Origin of the sequence: Dongia soli (assembly GCF_034044715.1) — a bacterium.
In the GTDB taxonomy this organism is placed as follows: Bacteria; Pseudomonadota; Alphaproteobacteria; order Dongiales; family Dongiaceae; genus Dongia_B; species Dongia_B soli.
Map to the genome: position 1 here is coordinate 1 of NZ_JAXCLW010000013.1, position 20,821 is coordinate 20,821.

Below are 20,821 nucleotides of genomic sequence, written 5' to 3' on the forward strand. Positions count from 1 at the left end.
CACATCATTGTCGAAGACCGCCGGATCGCCGACCTCGGAATGCGCCGCCAGAACCCGGTTCAGCCAAAGCCGGAGCCGCTTAACCCTTCGGAAAACCCGGCTGCGCCTCTTTGGCCGCCGGTCTCGTCCTGCATGCCATGGCGCCGGTCCGCTTCCATGATCCTCCCCATCCCCATAGTCATTACCACTATGGATACAGCGAATCATTCGATCCGCGTACAAGCAGCCCGTGCGATAGTGCGACGACTGTCACGCGGCGCCTGTGTTTCCCGCCGCCCTGGACCCAACCACCACGACCATGAAAGGACCCTTGGGCCAAGCTGCCGGTGTCAGCTTGACCCGCGCCCAGCAATTCTGCATGGACAGCAGTAATATATATCTGCCAGCTCGCCCCGTTGATACCGGAACCTTCGCCCGCGCTCGGCGCTTAACATTCGCGCTGAACTTCCGAAGAGGATTCCTCAATGACTCAAAACAAGCAGCCAAACCAAAATCAGAGCAGCCATAAAGTTCAGGGCAAACGTCCTGATCAAGGGCAGAATCAAGCACAGCACCCCGATCAGTTGCAAGGCGGGGAGAAAGCGACGCCGCCAGAACCCAAGACAGATCGGGAGCGTGCTCAACACCAGGATCAAGTCCGTGTCGGTCGAGAAAAGCAGAAAGACAAAGAGCGGTAACTGAGTTCATCGCAATCGCCGTACAGCGACCTATACTAGGCGGAGTGATCTACTCCGCCTTTTTTTGCCGCCCCTCTCGCCTTCGTCTCGCTTAAGCGCAACCAACCGATTGTAGAAAGTCAATGCGCCGCTCACACAATCAGGAGCGACGGAACAGTTGCCGCCTCTGCTGTTTTCTTTGGCATAGCAACACGAGGAGGTACCTATGAAACTTGCTACAGTCGCGTTCGCTGCGACCTGCCTGATCTTTGCATCGGCCGGCAGCAGCATCGCTCAAAGCAACAACACCACTGAGGGCACCAATCCGCAACCGCCGACAACCACCGGCACGACCAATGTACCCGACGCTACGGGCGGCGGCACGCAGGGCGGCGGTGCCGGCGAAAACAGTGGCTCGAATAACTCCGGCGGCGTATCAGGCGGTGGAACTTCCGGCGCCGGCGGAACATCCGGCGGTGCCGGCGGGACTTCCGGTGGTGCCGGCGGCACATCGGGCGGCGCGTCCGGCGGCGGAAGCTCCGGCGGCGGTTCAAGTAGCGGCGGCTCAAGCGGCGGCGGCGACTAAGGCTGATCTCCTTCCCAAGAGCCGCCACGAGGCGGCTCTTTTTTGCCCGGCCATCGATGGAGTATCGAACCACGTTTCCTCATGGGAGGCCGGAAGCCGACAGCCAAACTGTCTCGCTTGACGCAATCACTGCAATAGACCGGGGCATTTGAACGAGGAATACGAGGAGGCCCCACTTAAGCGATGTCGCGATCAGGGGGCCTCCTTACCGGCCGAGACCGCCACCACCTCCATCGCCAAGACCGCCACCTCCTCCATGACCAGGGTCTATACCATTGCGCTCGTTTGCATTCTGCTGCTTTTCCAGGGCTCGTTGGGTTGCGTCTTTATCACAGGCGGCGATGAAAGCGATGCAGGCGGCCAGCAGCGCGAACTTTCTACGCGTCATGAGAACTCTCCTTCCTAGATGGCACAAATTCCCGGAAGCGGTTTTGGTCGGGCGCGCTGGCCCAAGCGAAGAGCTGCATGTTTACCTGCAGCCGCGCGATGGGCGCGACCAAGCTTTTTGCTCTACCGGACATTATGGGATCTTCCATCCTTTTACATGCCGACGAACATTTCTCGAGGAAATCGTTTCAAGAAAGTAGGCACGTTCCACATCAGCCAAGCCGGTCTCCATATCCTTTTGCAGCCGGAGCTTCGTCACGAGTACCTGCTTCCTGGCATTGATGACGTCTTAAACGCCACTGTACGCTTCATCACATCGATACGTCCTTGTGGCCACAGAGCTGGATGTAGCGGAAGGGCATATTGCCGTATTCGCCCGGTTTTTCTCCAGTTCGCACCGAGGGCGTGGATATAGTAAAACAGGAACCCAAGCACGAAGGGGGCATGCAAAAAGGGGGGTGAACATCGCCGGTCGCCAGGATCGCATCCAACAGTGCATGCGCGTCTGCCGCTGCACTTTGGTAAGGCAGCACCTTGGCCATGCCCGTCAACACGATGCCGCTCGTCTTGGTTCCGTTGCTTCTATGCGCTAGACAACAATGAACGGACTATCTCGGAGCGGACAATCGAAGCGTCTTCGCAGCTACGCGGTGTCGCAGTCCACCATATCGGTTCGATAGTGCCTCAGCCTCATGTCAGCTGATTTTCGAGACGGCGCGATGCGGACCGGATCGGTCCGATAGGGACTCTGCTGGACGCATCCCGCCGACTGATATGCGCGCTGCCTCATCCAAGCGGTATCACACCGGACGTCTTCCCGTGGCCGCGAAGCGAGAATGAGGCACTTTGATTTCGGGTCACAGGCGGCCGCGCTTGCCAAGGCAAGAGCTCTCCGCCTAGAATTCCGCCAAACATTCAATCAACTATTTTGCTGAAACACCTCGATCATCATGGCCCGACCCTTCCCTCCATTTTCAAGCCGACAGCCCAAGCTGGGCCGCGCCGGATCTTTGTCGGAGCAGCGGCCATGAGATGCTGGAAGTTACGAAAATTATCCTTCCTTTTCAGCTATTTATCCGCGATCAACTCAATATCTGGGAAACATAACGAATGAGATATGAGCGTCCGACCTCCTTCAAGGCAGCGGCCGAGCTGCTGGCCAAGGAAAAGGGCCAGGCCTTTATCCTGGCTGGGGGCACCGATCTTCTGGTGCGCATGCGGACCGGCTTCGTCGAGCCGGATCTGGTGGTTGATGTCAAGCGCATCAACGGATCGAGAGAGATCAAGAAGACCGAATCGGGTTTCGTCATCGGCGCCGCGGTTTCGGGCGCCGAACTCAGCGAGCACAAGGCGTTAAAGAAGGCTTGGCCAGGTGTGGTCGAAGCCGCCAATCTGATTGGCTCGAAGCAAGTGCAGGGACGCTGCACCATGACCGGCAATCTGTGCAATGCCTCTCCCGCTGCCGATAGCGTGCCGGCTCTGGTTGCCGCCGGCGCCAAGGCGGTCATCGTCGGGCCGAAGGGCAAGCGCAGGGTGGCCGTGGAGGAGATTCCGGTTGGTCCCGGCAAGACCTCGCTGAAGAAGGGCGAGATCGTCGAGAGCATCATCCTGCCCAAGCGGCCGCCGAAATCCGGCGATGCTTACCTGCGTTTCATCCCGCGCAGCGAGATGGATATTGCCGTGGTCGGCGTTGGCGTCAGCGTGACGCTGGATGGCAAAGGTGTCGTCACCAAGGCGCGTGTCGCCCTCGGCGCCGTTGCGCCGACTGTCCGCCTGGTGCCGGAAGCAGCCAAGGCGCTGATCGGCACAAAGATGGAAGAGGCTGCGTTGGATAAGATGGCCGAAGCCTGTTCGGCCGCCTGCAGCCCGATCGACGACAAGCGCGGCACGCGCGAATTTCGTATCAAAGTCGCCGGCGTGCTCGCGCGCCGCGCCGCTATCATTGCGCGCCAGCGCGCGGGAGGAAAGTAATGTCCGGCGTTCATGTCACCACCAGGATCAACGGCGATGAAATCCAATTCGTCTGCGAACCCGATGAGAGCCTGCTCGATGTCTTGCGCAACCGCCTTGGCCTGACCGGCGCCAAGGAAGGCTGCGGCACCGGCGATTGCGGCGCCTGCAGCGTCACAATCGATGGCCGCCTCACCTGTTCCTGCCTGGTTCTGGGTGCTGAGGTCGATGGCCTCGATATCGGCACCATCGAAGGCATGGCCAAAGGCGATGAACTGCACCCCTTGCAGAAGAAGTTCATCGAGCATGCCGCTCTGCAATGCGGCATCTGCACACCGGGTTTCCTGGTCGCAGCCAAAGCATTGCTCGACCGCAATCCCACGCCGAGCGAAACCGAGATCCGCTTCGGCCTCGCCGGCAATCTCTGCCGCTGCACCGGCTATGACAAGATCGTGCGCGCCGTCCAGGCGGCCGCCGAAGAAATGAATAGCGCGAAAAAAATCCAGCAGAAGGTGGCCTGACCATGCCGCTCGACAATCCCTCCGATAATATCCGCAAGTTCAAGCTGGTCGGCACCCGCCCCGATCGCCAGGACGGTTTCGACAAAGTGACCGGCCGCGCCAAATTCGGCGCCGATGCCGTCGCCCCGGGCCAGCTCGTCGGCCGGATCCTGCGGTCGCCGCATGCCCATGCCCGGATCAAGAACATCGACACCTCCAAAGCGGAGAAACTTGCCGGGGTCAAAGCCGTGGTGACACGGGCAGATTTCCCCGACAAGACCGATGGCGATAGCGGCCTCTTCGACATCCTCACCAATATCATGGCGCGGGATAAGGCTCTTTATGAGGGCCATACCGTCGCCGCCGTTGCCGCCGTCAGCGCCGCCGTTGCGAAACAGGCGCTTAAGCTGATCAAGGTGGATTACGAAATCCTGCCGCATGTCACCGATGTCGATGAGGCGATGAAGCCGAATGCACCGGTACTGCATCCGAAGCTTTTCACCGAAGGCCTGCCCGAGAAGCCGAAGAAGCCGTCCAATGTCGCGCGGCGGTATGAATTCGGCCATGGCGATGTCGAAGATGGTTTCGCCAAGGCCGATATCATCGTCGAACGCAGCTTCAAGACGGAAGCCACGCATCAAGGCTATATCGAGCCTCATGCCTGCCTCGCCAATGTTTCGCCCGATGGCAGCGGCGAGCTTTGGGTTTGCACCCAGGGCCACTTCATGGTGCGCGATTACTGCGCGCGGTTGCTCGGCCTGGAGATTTCCAAGCTGCGCGTTACCGCGTCGGAGATCGGCGGCGGCTTCGGCGGCAAGACCACGGTCTTCCTGGAACCGGTGGCCCTGGCCTTGTCGCGCAAGGCCAATCGCCCGGTGAAGCTGGTGATGAGCCGCGACGAGGTCTTCAAATGCACCGGCCCGACCTCCAGTGCGTCGATCGACGTGAAGATCGGCGTCACCAAGGACGGTCTGATCACCGCTGCCGATGCGACCTTGCGCTATCAGGGCGGCGCCTTCCCCGGTTCGCCGGCGGAATTCGGCGCGATGAGTGCTTTCGCGCAGTATCATCTCGATAACGTGCGCACGATCGCCTATGACGTCGTCACCAATCGCCCCAAGCAGGCGGCTTACCGCGCTCCCGGCGCGCCGATGGCCAATTTCGCGGTCGAGAGCGTGATCGAGGAACTGGCGCATAAGGTCGGCATTGAGCCAATCGATTTCCGCATCAAGAATGCGGCGCGCGAAGGCACCCGCTCCTCCTATGGCCCGGTCTATGGGCCGATCGGCCTGCTTGCGACCCTGGAAGAAGCCCGCAAGCACCCGCATTTCAAGGCGCCCCTCGGCCCCAATCAAGGCCGCGGCATGGCGGCGGGTTTCTGGTTCAATTTCGGCGGCCAGTCCTGCGTCAGCCTCAACATCCCGGTGGATGGCACCGTCACGATCTCGGTCGGTTCGCCCGATATCGGCGGCTCGCGCGCCTCGATGTGCCTGATGACGGCGGAAGAGCTCGGCATTCCCTATGGGCATGTGCGGGCGATCATCGCCGATACCAGCTCCCTCGGTTACAACGATGTCACGGACGGCAGCCGCACGACCTTCGCCACTGGCATGGCCTGCATCCTCGCGGCGCGAGATGCGATCAAGAAGCTCTGCCAGCGCGCTGCCATGATGTGGGGCATTCCCGAAGAGGCGGTGACCTGGGAAAAGGGCTATGCCAAACCGGCCGGCGCCAATGCCGGCAATTTCCCGCCGCTCTCGCTGAAGGAAATTGCCGCGGCGTCCGGCGCGACCGGCGGTCCGATCGCTGGCCATCACGAATATTCGGCCGATGGCGCGGGTGTCAGCTTCGCCACGCATATCTGCGATGTCGAGGTGGATCCTGAGACCGGGGCAGCCCGCGTGGTGCGCTATACCGTGCTGCAGGATGCCGGCAAGGCGGTTCATCCCTCCTATGTCGAGGGCCAGTTCCAGGGCGGCGCCGTCCAGGGCATCGGCTGGGCGCTGAATGAGGAATATATCTACGGCAAGGATGGCCGGTTGCAGAATGCCGGCTTCCTCGATTACCGCATCCCGGTCTGCTCGGACCTGCCGATGATCGATACGAAGATCCTGGAAATTCCCAATCCGGGCCATCCTTATGGTGTCCGCGGCGTCGGCGAGACCTCGATCGTCCCGCCGTTGGCCGCCGTCGCCAATGCCGTGTCGAACGCGGTCGGCGTGCGCATGACCGAACTGCCGATCTCGCCGCCCCGCCTCCTGAAGGCGCTGGAAACGGCGAACCTGGCGAAAGCCTCGTAACTCCATGGCCAGGGTCACCGTCTGGGGCTCGCTCAGGAGCCAAACCGGTGGCCAGGCCACGGTCGAAATCGAGGCACGCAATGTGATGGAACTGCTGGCCCGGCTAGGTGAAACCTATCCGGGCCTGCAGCCCACCATCAAGCGCGGCGTCTCTGTCTCGATCGACGGACTTATCTATCGCGAAGGCTGGCTGCAGCCGTTGAAACCGGAAACCGAAGTCTATCTCCTGCCCCGCATGACGGGTGGTTGACTGACCGTGTGCGCGTTTATGATCCGCGCATGACATCGTCGCCGGGTGGAGAGTCTCCCGCGCCAAAGCAGTCCGTGGATTGAGTAATATCAAGACCGGCGTGAATGGTGCCCGCTGCCGGACTCGAACCGGCACAGAAGTTTCCTTCCGAGGGATTTTAAGTCCCTTGTGTCTACCAATTCCACCAAGCGGGCCTGCGAGGCGGGGCACCGGCCGGAAGGGCCGGTGGACGGCCATATAAGTCGTCCGCCGATCCTCTATCATCCTCTTTGGAGCCCGTCCAGCTTTGACCCGCGCCGCTCTTGAAACTGGGCGAGCGAGCTGCCACATCTCACTGATGATGCAGTTCTTGCCTGCCAATCTTCAGATGATGCATGGGGCGTGTCCGCGACTGGACAGCGTTGCCCCGGCGGCTCGACGCGACTGATTATCGCCCGCCGGGGCCTCTCCTACCACCTCACCTATTCAAAAAGTCCAAATAATTCGTCGTCGAGGGAGACTTACGTCATGACCCAGAGCGTCCAACGCCCACCTATCACCCTGAGCAGCACCGATTTTGAACGGCTCGACAATCTCATCGCGGCGATCGAGCGCAGCCAGCCGGACGTGGCGGCCTATTTATCGGAAGAGTTGGACCGGGCCAAGGTCGCCCCGAAGGAAGACTTGCCGGAGAAGCTCGTGGTGATGGGGGCGGATGTGACCTTCCGCGACGATATGACCGGCGATGTTCATCACAAGCAACTGGTCTATCCCGATCAGGCGCATGGAGAGGATGATCGCCTGTCGATCCTGACGCCGGTGGGCGCTGCCTTGATCGGCCTGAGCGAGGGTCAGTCGATAGACTGGCATACCCGCAGCGGGGAGGAGCGCCGATTGACCATTTTGAAAGTCGCGCGCCTGCCTGTGCATACAGCGTCTTAGTCAGACCGGCCAGCGATCAGGCCGCCGGCTCGCCGTCGATCGGTTCGGCGCCCAGCCGGCGGATGATATCCCGCAACTCGACCGCTGCCGCTTCCAGTCTCGCTTGCTGCGTCCCGCGCATGACGAAACTGGCGCCGTAGCGGCCCTGGCGGAAATAAGGATAGGAACCGATATCGAGATCGCTGTAGCGATCCTGCAGCAGGCCGAGATCTTTGGCGATGACACCTTCGCCGATATGGGCGCTCACCGTCACCGACAGCACCTTGTCACCGCCTTGCAGCCGCCCCTTCAAGCCGTCGAACATCGCCTGACAGATTCGCGGCACGCCGGCCAGCACGTAGACATTGCCGATCTGGAATCCCGGGGCGGCGCTGACCGGATTGTCGATCAGCACCGCGCCCTCGGGCACATGGGCCATGCGCAGCCGCGCTTCGGTGAGATGTTCCGGCCCGCCATATTGCCGGGTCAGCAGATCGACAGCCCGTTCATCGCGGATCAGCTTCAGACCGAAGGCCTTGGCGATACTGGCTGCGGTGATGTCGTCATGCGTCGGCCCTATTCCGCCGGTGGTAAAAACGTAATCGTAACGAGCGCGCAGTTCGTTCACCGCGGCGATGATGGTCGCCTCGATATCCGGCACCACGCGCGCTTCCATCAGGCGGATGCCGATCTCGGTCAGCGCGATTGCGAGATAGTTGAGATTGGCATCCTTGGTTCGGCCCGACAGGATTTCATTGCCGATCACCAGAACGGCGGCGGTGACGATACGCGGTTGTGGTGCAGTTGAGAGAGCAGCCGTCATGATGATCACATCGCCTTGTTACATCGTCACTTTACGGCTCGATAGCCGAGATCGGTCATGCAGCTATTGACCAGGTTGTCATAGCGTTTCTGAGTCGAATAAGCGTTGATATTCTCGTTCAAGGTCGGATTGAGGCCGCTATTGGTGCCGCCGCCCATCACGGCACGGTCCTGGTCGATGCCGCTATCCACCTTGGTCTGGCTCTTCGCATAGGCCTCGCAGCCCCGCTGGTCGCGATCACGCTGATCGGGGTTGCCGTTATTCTTGGTCCAAACCGCCTGGTGCGATGTGCTGGAGCAGGCAGTCAGCACCGCCACCGCCGCGACTGCCCCCAAGGCCAAGAATTTGCTTCGTTGCCGCATGGTCGGACCTCTCATGAATCGGTGCTTAACTTGCCGTGAAGCGGCGGTTGTTGCAACTATGTCGCCACGACGATCAACCGGATGTTGCCGCATGCGTTTTTCCGCGCCGCTTCTTCGCGCCACCCTGATTCGCCGCTATAAACGCTTCCTGGCCGATATCCGCCTGGCGGACGGCACCGAAGTCACCGCCCATTGTCCCAATCCCGGCTCGATGATGGGGCTGGCAGAGCCCGGCTTGACCTGCTGGCTCAGCGATCACCGTGGCACTGCCCGCAAGCTGCCCTATGGCTGGGAATTGGTGGAATTCGGCGGCACCACGCCGCGTCCGCATTTTGTCGGCATCAACACCAATCTCGCGAACGGTATTGTTGCCGAGGCGCTGGCAGCCAGCCGCATCCCTGCCTTGCGCGGCTATGCGGAAACCCGCCGTGAAGTAAGGCTGAGGCAGGAGGTCAGGACCGGGACAGAATCCCGGCTCGACTTTCATCTCCACGATGAGGAACGAGGCGATTGTTTCGTTGAGGTGAAAAGCGTCACCCTGAGCCGCCGGCCCGGCCTTGCCGAATTTCCCGATGCCCGCACTGCCCGGGGCGCCCGGCATTTGCAGGAACTGGCCCGCCTGGCCCAACAGGGCAAGCGGGCCGTGCTGCTTTTTCTCCTGCAGCGGGATGATTGCCGGTCGCTCCGTTTCGCCCAAGATATCGATCCCGGCTATGTTGCCGCTTTGCAAGCCGTGGCGCCCAGCATCGAAATCCTTGCTTATGCCTGCGATATCGGTCCCGAAGGAATCGAACTGGCAGGTCCCGTTACGATCGAACTCACCTGCCCGACCGCCTTCGGCCGGGCGAAGAGCCGGCGACTAATCCATTGAAGCAAGACGAATTTACACGCCGAGGCGGCGGGAACTGCACGCCTCGAAGCGGCGGGAAGCTGCCATACCGGCCTGGAAAAGCGGGATATACTTCCCATATCGACGGTGGCAGCATAATACCAGGCCGCGAGGCGGCGCACAGGAAGGTTGCGCCGCCGGTGCAGCGCTTTATGCTATTCCAAAATCGGGTTTCAAGGACTGATGACAATGCAGAAGCAGGATGTCGCCGACGAATGGGTCGACGACAATCGAAAGATCAAGATCCATGACGCGGCCGCCTTCGATGGCATGCGCAAGGCTGGCAAACTGGCCGCCGAGACGCTGGACTTCATCACGCCCCATGTGGTCCCGGGCGTGACGACGGATGAGCTCGATCGCCTGTGCCATGGTTTCATCGTCGATCATGGGGCCATTCCGGCGCCACTGAACTATCGGGGCTTCCCTCGCTCGATCTGCACCTCCATCAATCACGTCGTCTGCCACGGCATTCCGGGTCCGAAGAAACTGGGCGAAGGTGATATCCTCAATATCGACATCACCACCATTTTAGATGGCTGGCATGGCGATACCAGCCGGATGTTCCTGCTGGGCAAGGTGGGTGTGCAGGCGAAGAAACTGGTCGATGTCACTTATGAAGCGATGATGCTGGGCATCGCCGAAGTGAAGCCCGGCAATACGGTGGGCGATATCGGCTACGCGATTCAAACCTTTGCCGAGAAACAGGGTTTCTCCGTCGTGCGCGACTTCTGCGGCCATGGCCTGGGCCGGGTGTTCCATGATTCGCCGAGCATCCTGCATTTCGGCCGCAAGGGAACCGGGCCGGTGCTGAAGCCTGGCATGTTCTTTACCGTCGAGCCGATGATCAATGCCGGCCGTTATGACGTGAAGATCCTGGAAGACGGCTGGACTGCGGTCACCCGTGACAAGAAGCTTTCGGCGCAATTCGAGCATTCAGTCGCCGTGACCGAGACCGGCTGCGAGATTTTCACCCTGTCACCCCAGGGTTGGGATAAGCCGCCATATAACAACTGAGCCCATACCCGTGTCGCAGCGCGAGCCGACGATCCCCGCCAGCTTGCCGCTGGAAAACGACGCTGAGATACGCGACGGCGAAGAGCGCCGCCTACCGCCCTCACCGAAGCCGCATTATCACGGCCATCGCGACCGGCTGCGCCAGAAGCTGCTGGGTGTCGGTCCCAGCGCGCTTGCCGATTACGAGGTGCTGGAGCTGGTGCTGATGCAGGCAATCCCGCGCCGCGATGTCAAGCCGCTGGCCAAGCAACTGATCGCCCGCTTCGGCAGTTTCGCCGGCGTCATCGCCGCCGATCCCACGGCCTTAAAGCAACTCGACGGCATCGGTGAATCGGCGATTTCCATGATCAAGATCGTCCAGGCAGCAGCCCAGCTGATGTTGCGTCAGGAAGTCTTGAACCGGCCCATTCTCGGCTCCTGGCGGCAATTGCTGGATTACTGCCATTCGGTGATGTCGCAGGAAAAGGTCGAGCAATTCCGCTTGCTCTTCCTGGACGGCAGGAATCGCTTGATCGCCGACGAGATCCAGAATATCGGCACGGTCAATCATGCGCCCGTCTATGTGCGCGAGGTCGTGACCCGCGCTTTGGAATATGGTGCTCTCGCAGTCATCCTCGTCCATAACCATCCAACGGGCGATCCCTCGCCGTCGCGCGACGACATCGCCGTGACCCGCGAAGTGCGCAAGGCACTTGAGGTGGTCGGCATCAAGCTCCACGACCATTTGATTATCGGCAAGGAAGGCCATGCGAGTCTGCGGAGCCTGGGCCTGATGAACTGACGAACTGACGGCCACCGTTTCGCAACGGCATCACGCGGTTCTCCCGGACATCCGGCCACCGACTCAGGCAACGGCGGCGGCAAGATGGGCAGTTGCGCGCCAAGCGTGATGTGCCCGCCGGTCAAGCATGCGGACCGCCTCGACACGGGCGATGGCATCGCCCGCGGTCAGCCTGCCGGAAGCGACCGAATCCAGCGTCAGGCGACGGTGCTCAAGTCGCAGATCCGCCAGCTCCTGCGCACAGCGCGCCAGACGCTCTATAGGCTGGATTTCAGAGGCATTACCGGGCTTCATACCGGCCACTGTCACATCGGAGGGATCCGCATCTGAGGGATCTGCATCGAGCGGCAGCGCTTCGGGCGCCAGGGCGGATGCCTGGGCACCGGCGGCCGCAGCCACGCTTTGCATGGCCTCGGCGTGCAGCTTTACGGCACGCCGCTCGTCCGGGCTGTCGAGCGTCACATCGATCCGTGCGCTTTCCTGGGTCACCTCGGCCAGTCGGACGGTGTGGTCCAGGGCATGCACGGTGCTGATGAGCCACCGTTGTTCCTGCTCGGACACCAGGGGCTCGGTCACCTTCGACAGGAAAGCCCGGGCTTCGTGCAGGGCAGCGGAGGCTTCGCGGATCATGGCACTGTCGGCGGCCCCATTTTTCGAGGAACACAGAGCGTCGAGTATGCGGGCGACGGTACGGCGTACAGCCTCGATCGCCACGGTTGGGGCGGCGGCGAGCGCAGCGGGGTCCAGAGACCGGGCAAAGTCGGAAACCCGTTCCGGCACGATCCGCTCGATGACCCTGGTAAACGGCCCGATCAGCGGGAGCAGGATTGCGACACCGATCACATTGTAGGCGGTGTGATAGGCCGCCACCAGCGTCACCGGGTCGACACTCTCCGAGGCGCGCAACATCAGCCGGACGACCACCGGAAAGACAACGAGCGCGACCAGGGCGGCGATGAGCTTGAAGGCGACATAGGCCACAGCCAATCGCTTCGCTGTGCTGCTCGCACCGATCGCCGCCATCGCCGAACTGGTTGATGTCCCGATGTTCTGCCCAATGACCAACGCCATGGCCTGATCCAGGTTAATCGCGCCGGCATAGAGTGCCGAGATGGTAATCGTGGTCGCGGCAGTCGACGACTGCATGACGGTCGTCATGACGATGCCAGTGGCGACCAGCGCCAGCACGCCCAGCGCGCCCGACCACCACGGAACGCCAGGCTCGCCAAGTATGGCCGGAAGGTCTGCCGGGTTGAGCTGCTCGGCCAGCCCGCTCATTCCCTGCTGCAGCGTCGTGAGACCGACCAGGATCAGCGCGAAACCCGCAATTGCCGCACCGCTGGCCGCCCACCGCCCCTTTCCCATCAGCTTGAGCAACGCGCCGACGAAGATGATCGGCAGCGCATAGGCGGTGAGGGAGATCCTGACACCCAGGAGCGCCACCAGCCATCCCGTTCCGGTGGTCCCGATATTCGCGCCGAACACCAGACTCAAGCCTTGCTGGAAGGTCAGCAACCCCGCGCTGACCAGTCCGATCGTGGTCATGGTCGTGGCACTGGAGGATTGTACGAGAAGCGTGACAACGGCGCCCCAGAACGTGCCGCTTAATGAGGTCGCGGCCGCTTTCGCCAGGACGACGCGGAGCGACGAGCCGGCGAGCGCCTTGAGGCCATCCGTCATGACGGCCATGCCCAGAAGGAAAAAGCCTATTCCGCCGGCAATAGCGACTGTCGTCTCCAAGGACGTCCCCCTTATGTGCCCGCTTCTGCCGCGGTCACGGCTTGCCGCAGCAATGCCGACGACCGGATGACGAGCTTCTCCGCTTCCACCACAAGGAAGAACGCCAGGCCCCCGGCGAAAAGCCAGGGCCAGGTCCGCAGCGGAATCGCTTCGTTGCCGAAGATCGCCTGGAGCGGCGGCGCGTAGGTGAAAAGCAGCTGCAGGACAACGACCGCGCCGATGCCGAGCGGCAGGTACCGGTTGCCAAGATGGGCGGTGACAGAGAGGGAGCTGTCCAGCAGGTAGCGGCTGTTCAGCAGGTAGAACAGGCCGATGGTGATCATGTTGACCGCGACCGTGCGGGCGAGTTCGTCCGACGCGCCTTGCGACTTCATCCAGAAGAACGCCCATAGCGTGACGGCGAGCAGCGTCAGGCCGACGAAGATCACGCGCCAAATGCCGAAGCCGGTCAGGATCGGCCGGTCGACCGCACGCGGCGGGCGGTTCATTGCGTCGAGTTCGTGCGGCTCGAAAGCGATCACCAGTCCCAGGGCAACCGAGGTGACCATGTTGATCCAGAGAACCTGCGGTGCGGTGATCGGCATGGTGAAGCCCAGGAAGATCGCCACCGTGATCACCAGTGCCTGGGCGACATTGGTTGGCAGCATGAACAGGATAGCTTTTTCGATATTGTTATAGACGGTTCGCCCCTCCTTCACCGCAGCGGTGATCGAGGCGAAGTTGTCGTCGGCGAGAATCATCTCGGCGGCTTCCTTGGTGACCTCGGTGCCTTTGATTCCCATGGCGACGCCAATGTCGGCCTTCTTCAGCGCCGGCGCGTCATTCACGCCATCACCCGTCATCGCCACGATCTGGCGGTTGGCCTGGATGGCCTTGACCAGGCGAAGCTTGTGCTCCGGGCTGGCGCGGGCGAATACATCGACCTCGCGTACCGTCTCCTGCAGGGTTGCCTCATTCATTTCTTCGATCTCGGCCCCGGTGACGGCGGTCTTTCCATCGCCGATGCCGAGCATCCCGGCAATCGCCGCCGCCGTGATCCGGTGATCGCCAGTGATCATGGTGACGCGAATGCCACCGCCATGGCATTCGCGCACCGCCTCGATAGCCTCCTTGCGCGGCGGATCCAAAAGCCCGATCAGACCAAGCAGGACAAGGGTCTTCGGCAGGTCGGCCGGGGACAATCCTGCCGGCTTGCCGACAGGACCTTCGTGCCAAGCGAGCGCCAACACGCGTTCCCCTTGCCCGGCCAGCTGGTCGGAGGCCTGCATGAAGCGCGCTCGATCGATCGGCACCGCTGGTCCGGCGACCGTCTGCTGGCGATCGCAATGCGCCAGGATGACCTCGGGCGCGCCTTTGACGAGGAGGAACTCCTGCCCCTCCGCCGACCTATGGAGCGTCGCCATGAACTTGTGTTCCGATTCGAACGGAATGGCATCGATCCGCGGAGAGGCAGCGAGTTCGGCCCCGCGGTCGAAGCCGAGCTTGGTCGCGAAGGGATAAAGCGCCCCCTCGGTCGGATCGCCTTCGACCTTCCAGATGCCTTGCTCCTGGAACAGCACGGCGTCGTTGCACAGCATCGAGACGCGCCCCATAAGTGCGAGTACCGGCTCCTTAGCGACCGCTTTGCCGTCCCTTGTGATCTCGCCCTCCGGCGCATAGCCGTTGCCGGTGACCTGGTACGTCGCCTCAGCCGTGACGGCGGACACCACCATCATTTCCATCAGCGTCAGCGTGCCGGTCTTGTCGGAGCAGATACGCGATACCGATCCCAGCGTCTCCACCGCCGGCAATTGCCGGATGATGGCATTGCGCTGGGCCATGCGTTGCACGCCGATAGCGAGGGTGATGGTAATGATGGCGGGAAGACCTTCCGGAATGACCGAGACCGCAATGCCGACCACCGCTTGAAACAGCTCAACGAAATCGATGCCCTTCACCCACTTGCCGTAAGCGAATACCAGAACGCCAACAGCGGCGACGACGGCGGTGATGGCATAGCCGAACTTCTTGACCTGGCGCAGCAGCGGCGTTTCCAGCGCGCTGACCCCGGCCAGCAATGCGTTGATCCGGCCAAGCTCTGTCGTGCTGCCCGTTGCGACGACCACGCCGGTCGCCCGACCGGACACCACCATCGTGCCCGAGAACGCCATGCACCCACGGTCACCTACGGTCGAATTCAGGGCAACGGGCTCGATGTTCTTGTCGGTTGGCACTGACTCACCGGTCAGCGCCGCTTCTTCAGTGCGCAGGTTCTTCACATCGGCAAGGCGCAGGTCCGCGGGGATCTTGTCGCCAGACTCCAACAGCACGATATCGCCCGGCACCAGTTGCTCCGCCGCGATCAAGCGCGTCTCGCCGCCGCGCAAAGTCCGCGCTTCGGCCGAGAGCATGTTGCGGATCGATTCCAGCGCCTTCTCGGCTTTGCCTTCCTGGATGAATCCGAGAATCGCATTGAGGATGACCACGCCGAAGATGATCGATGCATCGACCCACAAAACCAGCATCAGCTTGATGAAGCCGGCGCCGAGGAGGACATAGACCAGGACATTGTTGAACTGGGCGAGGAACCGCATGAGAGGTCCCCGTCTTTTGCCTTCCGGCAAACGGTTGTGCCCGTATTTCTGCAGCCGAGCCACAGCGTCATCGGGATCAAGCCCATTGATGCTGTCGGTGCCGAACCGCTTCACGACCTCATCTGCCGCGATCGCATGCCAAGCCACTGCATCTCCGGCGGTGCTCGCCCTGGCGGCTTGGTCCATGGTCGCGCTCCCCCTGGACTGCTCTCATTTTGCGCGCCCGAGAGATTGCGGCGCCCTCTGAGCTTGCCGCAATCCACGAGCTTGTCGCAATATATTTGTACCCGCATCGCCAAATGGCGGAACAATTGCTACGCTGCAATCTAAATAGATAGCCAAAGGTTAATCCTTATCGCGCCGCAGCAATATGCCGCCGCGAAACGGGCGGATTTGGATGATGGTATTTCATTTCGATCAAAGACCGCGCGGCCGCCTCCTGGCGCGCAACATGTAATGAAGTGTGGGATGTAGTTTACTCTCGAAGCTCTTTCAGCACCGGATGGGCGAGAAGTGCCATGATGTCAAACACGTCGACGCGCGCACAAATCGGAACGCTCATCATCGCGACGGGCTTTATCCAGATCGGCAATGGCTTCTTTAACACCTTCATTTCCTTGCGCGTGGCGATCGAGGATTTTGAGGCGACCACAGCCGGGCTCGTGCTGAGCAGCTATTTCGTGGGCTTCACCATCGGCGCCTTGCGCTGCGGAAAAATCATCGCCCGGATCGGGCATATCCGCGCCTATGCCGCCTTCGCCGGACTGGCCGTCGCGGCGACGGCGACCATGCCGCTCCTTGTCGGGCCGCTACCGTGGCTGATCCAGCGCGCAGTGATCGGCTTTGGCTGCTCCGGTCTTTTCGTCACTGCGGAGAGCTGGCTGAACGCAAGGGCCCTACCGGCCGAGCGCGGTCGCATCTTTTCCATCTACATGGTCGGCACCTTCGTGGCGCTCGCACTCGGGCAGCTCCTGATCGCCCGGGTGAATGTCACGACAGCAGGCCCGTTCAGCATGATCGCCGCGTTGTTTTCCCTGGCCCTGGTGATGGTAAGCATGACCCGGGCGGAAGCGCCCCGCACGGCGACAGCACCCAGCCTGCCCTACCAGCAGCTTCTGCGCGCCGCTCCCATCGCCGTTGCCGGTTGCGCATTAAGCGGCCTTATCACCGGCACCTTCTATGCCCTGGTGCCGGCCTGGATGCAGGGTGAGGAGATTCCACAGTCGACGATCGGATTCTTCATGCTCGTGGCGGTCCTCGGCGGCCTCATCTTCCAGGTGCCGGTCGGCCGATGCTCCGACCGGTTCGACCGGCTCTCCGTGCTGGCGGTGCTCGGCCTCGGCTTCGCGTTCACCGCCGTTGCTCTTATCCACCTGCCCAATCACCCGGCGATAGAGCTGCCGGCCGCAGTCCTGCTGGGCGGCTTCATGTCCTGCCTCTATCCCGTCTGCATCGCCAACGCGCATGATCACATGCCGGCCGATCGGGTATTGGCGGTGAGCGGTCGCCTCATTCTGACGAACGGGGTAGGAGCAGCACTCGGTCCTATCCTGGGCATGAGCCTCATGCGGCGTTTCGACATCGATGGCGTGTTCTACCTCATGGCCGCCGCAGCCAGCCTGATAGCACTGCTGGCTGTCGGCCGGAGCTTGACCTCCCCCGCGCCACCGCATCTGGAAAGACCATTTGATATCCTGACACCACAGGCGGCACCGGTAGCGCATGACCCGATCGGGGCCGCCGACGGACCGGCGCGCCCGGCCGAGGCTGCGCCGATGGAGCCGGTTCCGCATGATGTGGCGGAACAGTAGAACCCGTCCTCATGGCGCCAATGACGACCTCGCGGGGCGACGGACGACGCTCGGCCAATATGGGGCGCTCAGCAATATGAGGTGGGATTGGCTCGTCAGACTATGGCATTCCCTGTCGACGGTCGGTCTCCTCCTGGGGTCGCTATTCTTTGCCGCCTCGCTCACGCCGACCCTGGTGCCGCGTACGTTTCTTACCCAGGGGGTGCTCTCGGGATTTTCCTTCGCCGCCGGCTATGGCATCGGTGTGCTCGGCAACTGGCTGTGGACTTATCTGGAAGTGCCTCGGCCCCAAGGCCGTATCCTGCGCAACGTGACACTCGCCGCCGCCATCGTATGCGCGATCATCGTCATCGCTTTCTTCTGGCGGTGGACCCAGTGGCAGAATTCGATCCGGCAGATCATGGAGCTCGAGCCGCTCGCCGGCGCGCAGCCGCTGGGTTTCGCGCTGATCGCCCTGGTAACTCTGACTATTTTGATTGCGCTGGCCCGGCTCTTTCAGCTGGTGTTCCATTTCGTGTCGACACGCCTTCATCGCTTCCTGCCGAAGCGGGTGTCCAATGTCCTCGGCGCGATCGTGGGGATTGCGCTATTCTGGTCGGTCATCAACGGCATTCTCGTCCGAGCCTTGCTGCATCTGGCGGATTCCTCCTTCCGCGAATATGACGCGCTGATCGAGCCGGAGACGAGCCCGCCGACAGCGCCCCTGAAGACCGGCAGCAGCGCCTCCTTGATCCGCTGGGACGATCTTGGACGAGCCGGCCGGGAATTCATCTCATCGGAGCCAAGCAGCGCCGATCTGCACGCCTTCTCGGGGAAGGATACGCGCGAGCCTGTCCGCGTCTATGTCGGATTGCGATCCGGGGAGACGCCACAGGCCCGTGCGAATCTCGCCCTGGAAGAATTGAAGCGGGTCGGCGGCTTCGACCGATCCGTGCTGATCGTGGTGACGCCGACAGGCACCGGCTGGATCGATCCCGGCGCGCTGGACAGTGTCGAATACCTCCAAGATGGCGATGTGGCGAGCGTTGCCATCCAGTATTCCTATCTTCCCAGCTGGCTCACCCTGCTGGTCGATCCGGGCTATGGCGCCGACACCGCCCAGGCGCTGTTCTCGGAAATCTATCGCTACTGGACGAGCCTTCCGCGTGACCATCGCCCGAGACTTTATTTGCACGGCCTCAGCCTCGGCGCATTGAATTCCGCCCAATCCGTTCAGCTATTCGAGATAATTGGCGATCCGATCGATGGCGCCTTATGGAGTGGACCGCCTTATTCGAGCGAAGTCTGGCGTTCGTTCATGAATGACCGGAATCCCGGAACGCCGGCCTGGCTGCCGCAGTTCCGCGACGGTTCTTTCGTGAGATTCATGAACCAGGACGGCGTGGCCGTCGCGCCGGATTCACACTGGGGACCCATGCGGATCGTCTATCTGCAATATGCAAGCGATCCGGTGACATTCTTCGACTATCAGGACCTATATCGCGAGCCCGACTGGATGATCCCGCCGCGCGGGCCGGACGTGTCGCCGGATCTGCGCTGGTATCCCGTCGTAACCCTGTTTCAGTTGACGCTGGACATGTTGATGGCAACGACAACGCCACCGGGCTACGGCCATGTCTTCGCACCGGCGCATTATGTCGACGCATGGATCGAGGTGACCGATGTCAAAGGCTGGTCCGCCGACGACATCGCACGGCTGAAGCGGCACCTAGCAAAAGACAATGACCACAGAGGCGACGCGCTTCAGTAATCGACCGCATCCCGGGCAAATCGGACATGTCATGCAATGCCCGCCGCCGCGACAGCGCCCCAATTCGCCGCCCGATATCGTAATCACCTCGATACCCTGCTTGCGCAACAGGGTATTGGCATAGGTGTTCCTGTCATAGGCGAAGACGACGCCGGGTGAGGCACAGATGATTGGGATGAGCTTTGTTAAACATTTCCCGGTAACTTCTTATCCACTTCAACTTCTATGCACGTCGATGGCTCGGCGGCTTTGCGATGAGCGGCAGACTTTTGCAGCGCGTCATTATTGAGGCTACAGTCAGTTCACTTAAGCACTGGAGGATGCGCGCGACATGACCGACCGCCTGCCCGTACTGTTTGTTTCGCATGGTTCGCCCATGCTGCCTTTCGAGGATATCGAGGCGCGCGGTTTCATGTCGGAACTCGGGCGTGAATTGCCACGACCGGCGGCCGTCCTCTGCATTTCGGCGCATTGGGACAATCCGCGAGCCAGCCTGACCGCATCGGCACAGCCCGAAACCATTCACGATTTCTACGGCTTCCCGCGCGAGCTCTATCAGCTTCGTTATCCGGCACCGGGTGATCCGGACTGGCCGAGCAAGCCGCGAAGCTCATCCGCGCGAGCGGCTTGGATGCCGAGCTCGACGGACAGCGCGGCCTGGATCACGGCGCCTGGAATCCCTTGCTGCTCATCTATCCGCAGCACCACATTCCCGTGGTGCAATTATCGCTGCTGTCCCAAGGCTCGACCGCTGATCATGTGGCATTGGGCAAAGCCATCGCTCCATTGCGCGACCGACAGGTGCTGATCCTGGCCTCCGGCGGAGCCGTGCACAATCTTCGCCAGATCAATTGGCAAGGCGGCCCGGCCCCCGATTGGGCGCAGGCTTTCGATGACTGGCTGCATGACCGACTTGTCGAAGGAGATACGAAATCGCTGATCGATTACCGGCAGAAAGCGCCTGGCGGGGCGCTCGCTCATCCCAGCGAAGATCATCTCCTGCCGCTCTTCGTCGCGCTTGGCGCCGCTTCCATCGGTGAGGCGAAAGCGACCGCGCTTCACCGCAGTTTCGCCCATGGCAGCCTCAGCATGGCGGCCTATCGCTGGAATGGATGAGCTGTCTAAACGAGGCGCAAAAAAGCCCGGCTGGATTACCAGCCGGGCTGTTCGTTAACCGGTCGATCAGACGATCAGGCGGCCTGATTGGTGCTGACGCCCTTGGTCTGGAGCAATTCCTGCAATTCGCCGGACTGATACATCTCGCGGATGATGTCGCAGCCGCCGACGAATTCGCCTTTCACATAAAGTTGAGGAACCGTCGGCCAATTGGCGAATTCCTTGATGCCCTGGCGCAGGCTGGGATCGGTGAGGACGTCGATGCCCTTGAACTTCACGCCGACATGCGTCAGCACCTGCACCACCGCCGCCGAGAAGCCGCATTGCGGGAAAACCGGCGTGCCCTTCATGTAAAGCACGACGTCATTGTTGGTGATGTCATCGCGAATGCGGTCGAAAACCGGGTTGCTCATGGCCTAATCCTTGGAAAACG

Annotated in this window: 20 protein-coding genes and 1 tRNA gene; 13 read left to right on the top strand and 8 right to left on the bottom strand. The window is 61.6% G+C overall.

Annotated elements, in window-relative coordinates; genetic code table 11:
• Positions 1–464 precede the first annotated feature (464 nt).
• Both SMD27_RS22915 and SMD27_RS22920 read left to right on the top strand, forming a co-directional pair.
• A complete protein-coding gene (locus tag SMD27_RS22915; RefSeq protein WP_320510782.1) occupies positions 465–677 on the top strand; it encodes a hypothetical protein in 213 nt (70 codons plus the stop codon).
• Positions 678–882: 205 nt separating this feature from the next.
• Positions 883–1,242, top strand: coding sequence for a hypothetical protein (locus tag SMD27_RS22920; protein WP_320510783.1), 360 nt, complete (start codon positions 883–885; stop codon positions 1,240–1,242).
• A gap of 205 nt (positions 1,243–1,447) precedes the next feature.
• Here SMD27_RS22920 and SMD27_RS22925 read toward each other — a convergent pair whose 3' ends face one another.
• Positions 1,448–1,630, bottom strand: a complete 183-nt coding sequence (locus SMD27_RS22925; protein WP_320510784.1) for a hypothetical protein — start codon at positions 1,628–1,630, stop codon at positions 1,448–1,450.
• Positions 1,631–2,739: 1,109 nt separating this feature from the next.
• Between SMD27_RS22925 and SMD27_RS22930 the strand changes: the two genes are divergently transcribed.
• Genes SMD27_RS22930 through SMD27_RS22945 form a run of 4 tightly spaced genes read left to right on the top strand, consistent with a single transcriptional unit; the run spans position 2,740 to position 6,629 of the window.
• Complete coding sequence (locus tag SMD27_RS22930; RefSeq protein ID WP_320510785.1) at positions 2,740–3,600, top strand: FAD binding domain-containing protein; 861 nt, start codon at positions 2,740–2,742, stop codon at positions 3,598–3,600.
• The gene (locus tag SMD27_RS22935; RefSeq protein WP_320510786.1) at positions 3,600–4,100 is read left to right on the top strand and encodes a (2Fe-2S)-binding protein; all 501 of its coding nucleotides are present in this window, start codon (positions 3,600–3,602) and stop codon (positions 4,098–4,100) included. The genes SMD27_RS22930 and SMD27_RS22935 overlap by 1 nt, the downstream gene beginning before the upstream one ends.
• A 2-nt stretch (positions 4,101–4,102) precedes the next feature.
• Positions 4,103–6,379, top strand: coding sequence for a xanthine dehydrogenase family protein molybdopterin-binding subunit (locus tag SMD27_RS22940; RefSeq protein WP_320510787.1), 2,277 nt, complete (start codon positions 4,103–4,105; stop codon positions 6,377–6,379).
• A 4-nt stretch (positions 6,380–6,383) separates the two neighbouring features.
• Complete coding sequence (locus SMD27_RS22945; RefSeq protein ID WP_320510788.1) at positions 6,384–6,629, top strand: MoaD/ThiS family protein; 246 nt, start codon at positions 6,384–6,386, stop codon at positions 6,627–6,629.
• Positions 6,630–6,734: 105 nt separating this feature from the next.
• Here SMD27_RS22945 and SMD27_RS22950 read toward each other — a convergent pair.
• Positions 6,735–6,823 (bottom strand) — tRNA-Leu (locus tag SMD27_RS22950).
• Positions 6,824–7,136: 313 nt separating this feature from the next.
• Here SMD27_RS22950 and rnk point away from each other — a divergent pair.
• Positions 7,137–7,550, top strand: a complete 414-nt coding sequence (rnk, locus tag SMD27_RS22955; RefSeq protein WP_320510789.1) for a nucleoside diphosphate kinase regulator — start codon at positions 7,137–7,139, stop codon at positions 7,548–7,550.
• 16 nt (positions 7,551–7,566) lie between these two features.
• Here the strand turns inward: rnk and SMD27_RS22960 are convergent, their stop codons facing one another.
• Together SMD27_RS22960 and SMD27_RS22965 are read right to left on the bottom strand one after the other, a co-directional pair.
• Complete coding sequence (locus SMD27_RS22960) at positions 7,567–8,352, bottom strand: competence/damage-inducible protein A (RefSeq protein ID WP_320510790.1); 786 nt, start codon at positions 8,350–8,352, stop codon at positions 7,567–7,569.
• A 26-nt stretch (positions 8,353–8,378) separates the two neighbouring features.
• On the bottom strand, positions 8,379–8,714 hold the full coding sequence (locus SMD27_RS22965) for a hypothetical protein (protein WP_320510791.1): 336 nt from the start codon (positions 8,712–8,714) through the stop codon (positions 8,379–8,381).
• A gap of 91 nt (positions 8,715–8,805) precedes the next feature.
• On the opposite strand from SMD27_RS22965, the gene sfsA reads away from it, so the two are divergent.
• The 3 genes from sfsA (at position 8,806) to radC (ending at position 11,398) form a co-directional block, all read left to right on the top strand.
• Positions 8,806–9,585, top strand: a complete 780-nt coding sequence (gene sfsA, locus SMD27_RS22970; protein WP_320510792.1) for a DNA/RNA nuclease SfsA — start codon at positions 8,806–8,808, stop codon at positions 9,583–9,585.
• Positions 9,586–9,792: 207 nt separating this feature from the next.
• Positions 9,793–10,617 (top strand): type I methionyl aminopeptidase, encoded by an 825-nt coding sequence (map, locus tag SMD27_RS22975; RefSeq protein ID WP_320510793.1) that lies wholly within the window; start codon positions 9,793–9,795, stop codon positions 10,615–10,617.
• Positions 10,618–10,627: 10 nt separating this feature from the next.
• Complete coding sequence (radC, locus tag SMD27_RS22980; RefSeq protein WP_320510794.1) at positions 10,628–11,398, top strand: RadC family protein; 771 nt, start codon at positions 10,628–10,630, stop codon at positions 11,396–11,398.
• 63 nt (positions 11,399–11,461) lie between these two features.
• Here radC and SMD27_RS22985 read toward each other — a convergent pair whose 3' ends face one another.
• Together SMD27_RS22985 and SMD27_RS22990 are read right to left on the bottom strand one after the other, a co-directional pair.
• Entirely contained in the window at positions 11,462–13,138 is a 1,677-nt protein-coding gene (locus tag SMD27_RS22985) for a Na/Pi cotransporter family protein (RefSeq protein ID WP_320510795.1), read from the bottom strand.
• Between the two features lie 11 nt (positions 13,139–13,149).
• Positions 13,150–15,897 (bottom strand): HAD-IC family P-type ATPase, encoded by a 2,748-nt coding sequence (locus tag SMD27_RS22990; protein ID WP_320510796.1) that lies wholly within the window; start codon positions 15,895–15,897, stop codon positions 13,150–13,152.
• 332 nt (positions 15,898–16,229) lie between these two features.
• Here SMD27_RS22990 and SMD27_RS22995 point away from each other — a divergent pair, with 332 nt between their 5' ends.
• Together SMD27_RS22995 and SMD27_RS23000 are read left to right on the top strand one after the other, a co-directional pair.
• Complete coding sequence (locus tag SMD27_RS22995) at positions 16,230–17,522, top strand: MFS transporter (protein ID WP_320510797.1); 1,293 nt, start codon at positions 16,230–16,232, stop codon at positions 17,520–17,522.
• Complete coding sequence (locus SMD27_RS23000; protein ID WP_320510798.1) at positions 17,503–19,272, top strand: alpha/beta hydrolase; 1,770 nt, start codon at positions 17,503–17,505, stop codon at positions 19,270–19,272. The genes SMD27_RS22995 and SMD27_RS23000 overlap by 20 nt, the downstream gene beginning before the upstream one ends.
• Here SMD27_RS23000 and SMD27_RS23005 read toward each other — a convergent pair.
• Positions 19,231–19,449: an arginine deiminase family protein gene (locus SMD27_RS23005; RefSeq protein WP_452094311.1), complete on the bottom strand. Its 219-nt coding sequence runs from the start codon at positions 19,447–19,449 to the stop codon at positions 19,231–19,233. The two genes, SMD27_RS23000 and SMD27_RS23005, sit on opposite strands and share 42 nt — an antisense overlap.
• Positions 19,450–19,899: 450 nt before the next feature.
• On the opposite strand from SMD27_RS23005, the gene SMD27_RS23010 reads away from it, so the two are divergent.
• Positions 19,900–20,388 carry a DODA-type extradiol aromatic ring-opening family dioxygenase gene (locus SMD27_RS23010; protein WP_320510800.1) on the top strand — a complete coding sequence of 163 codons (489 nt, stop codon included), beginning with the start codon at positions 19,900–19,902 and terminating at the stop codon, positions 20,386–20,388.
• Between the two features lie 74 nt (positions 20,389–20,462).
• On the opposite strand, the gene grxD is transcribed toward SMD27_RS23010, so the two are convergent.
• Positions 20,463–20,801, bottom strand: coding sequence for a Grx4 family monothiol glutaredoxin (gene grxD / locus SMD27_RS23015; RefSeq protein ID WP_320510801.1), 339 nt, complete (start codon positions 20,799–20,801; stop codon positions 20,463–20,465).
• Positions 20,802–20,821 lie beyond the last annotated feature (20 nt).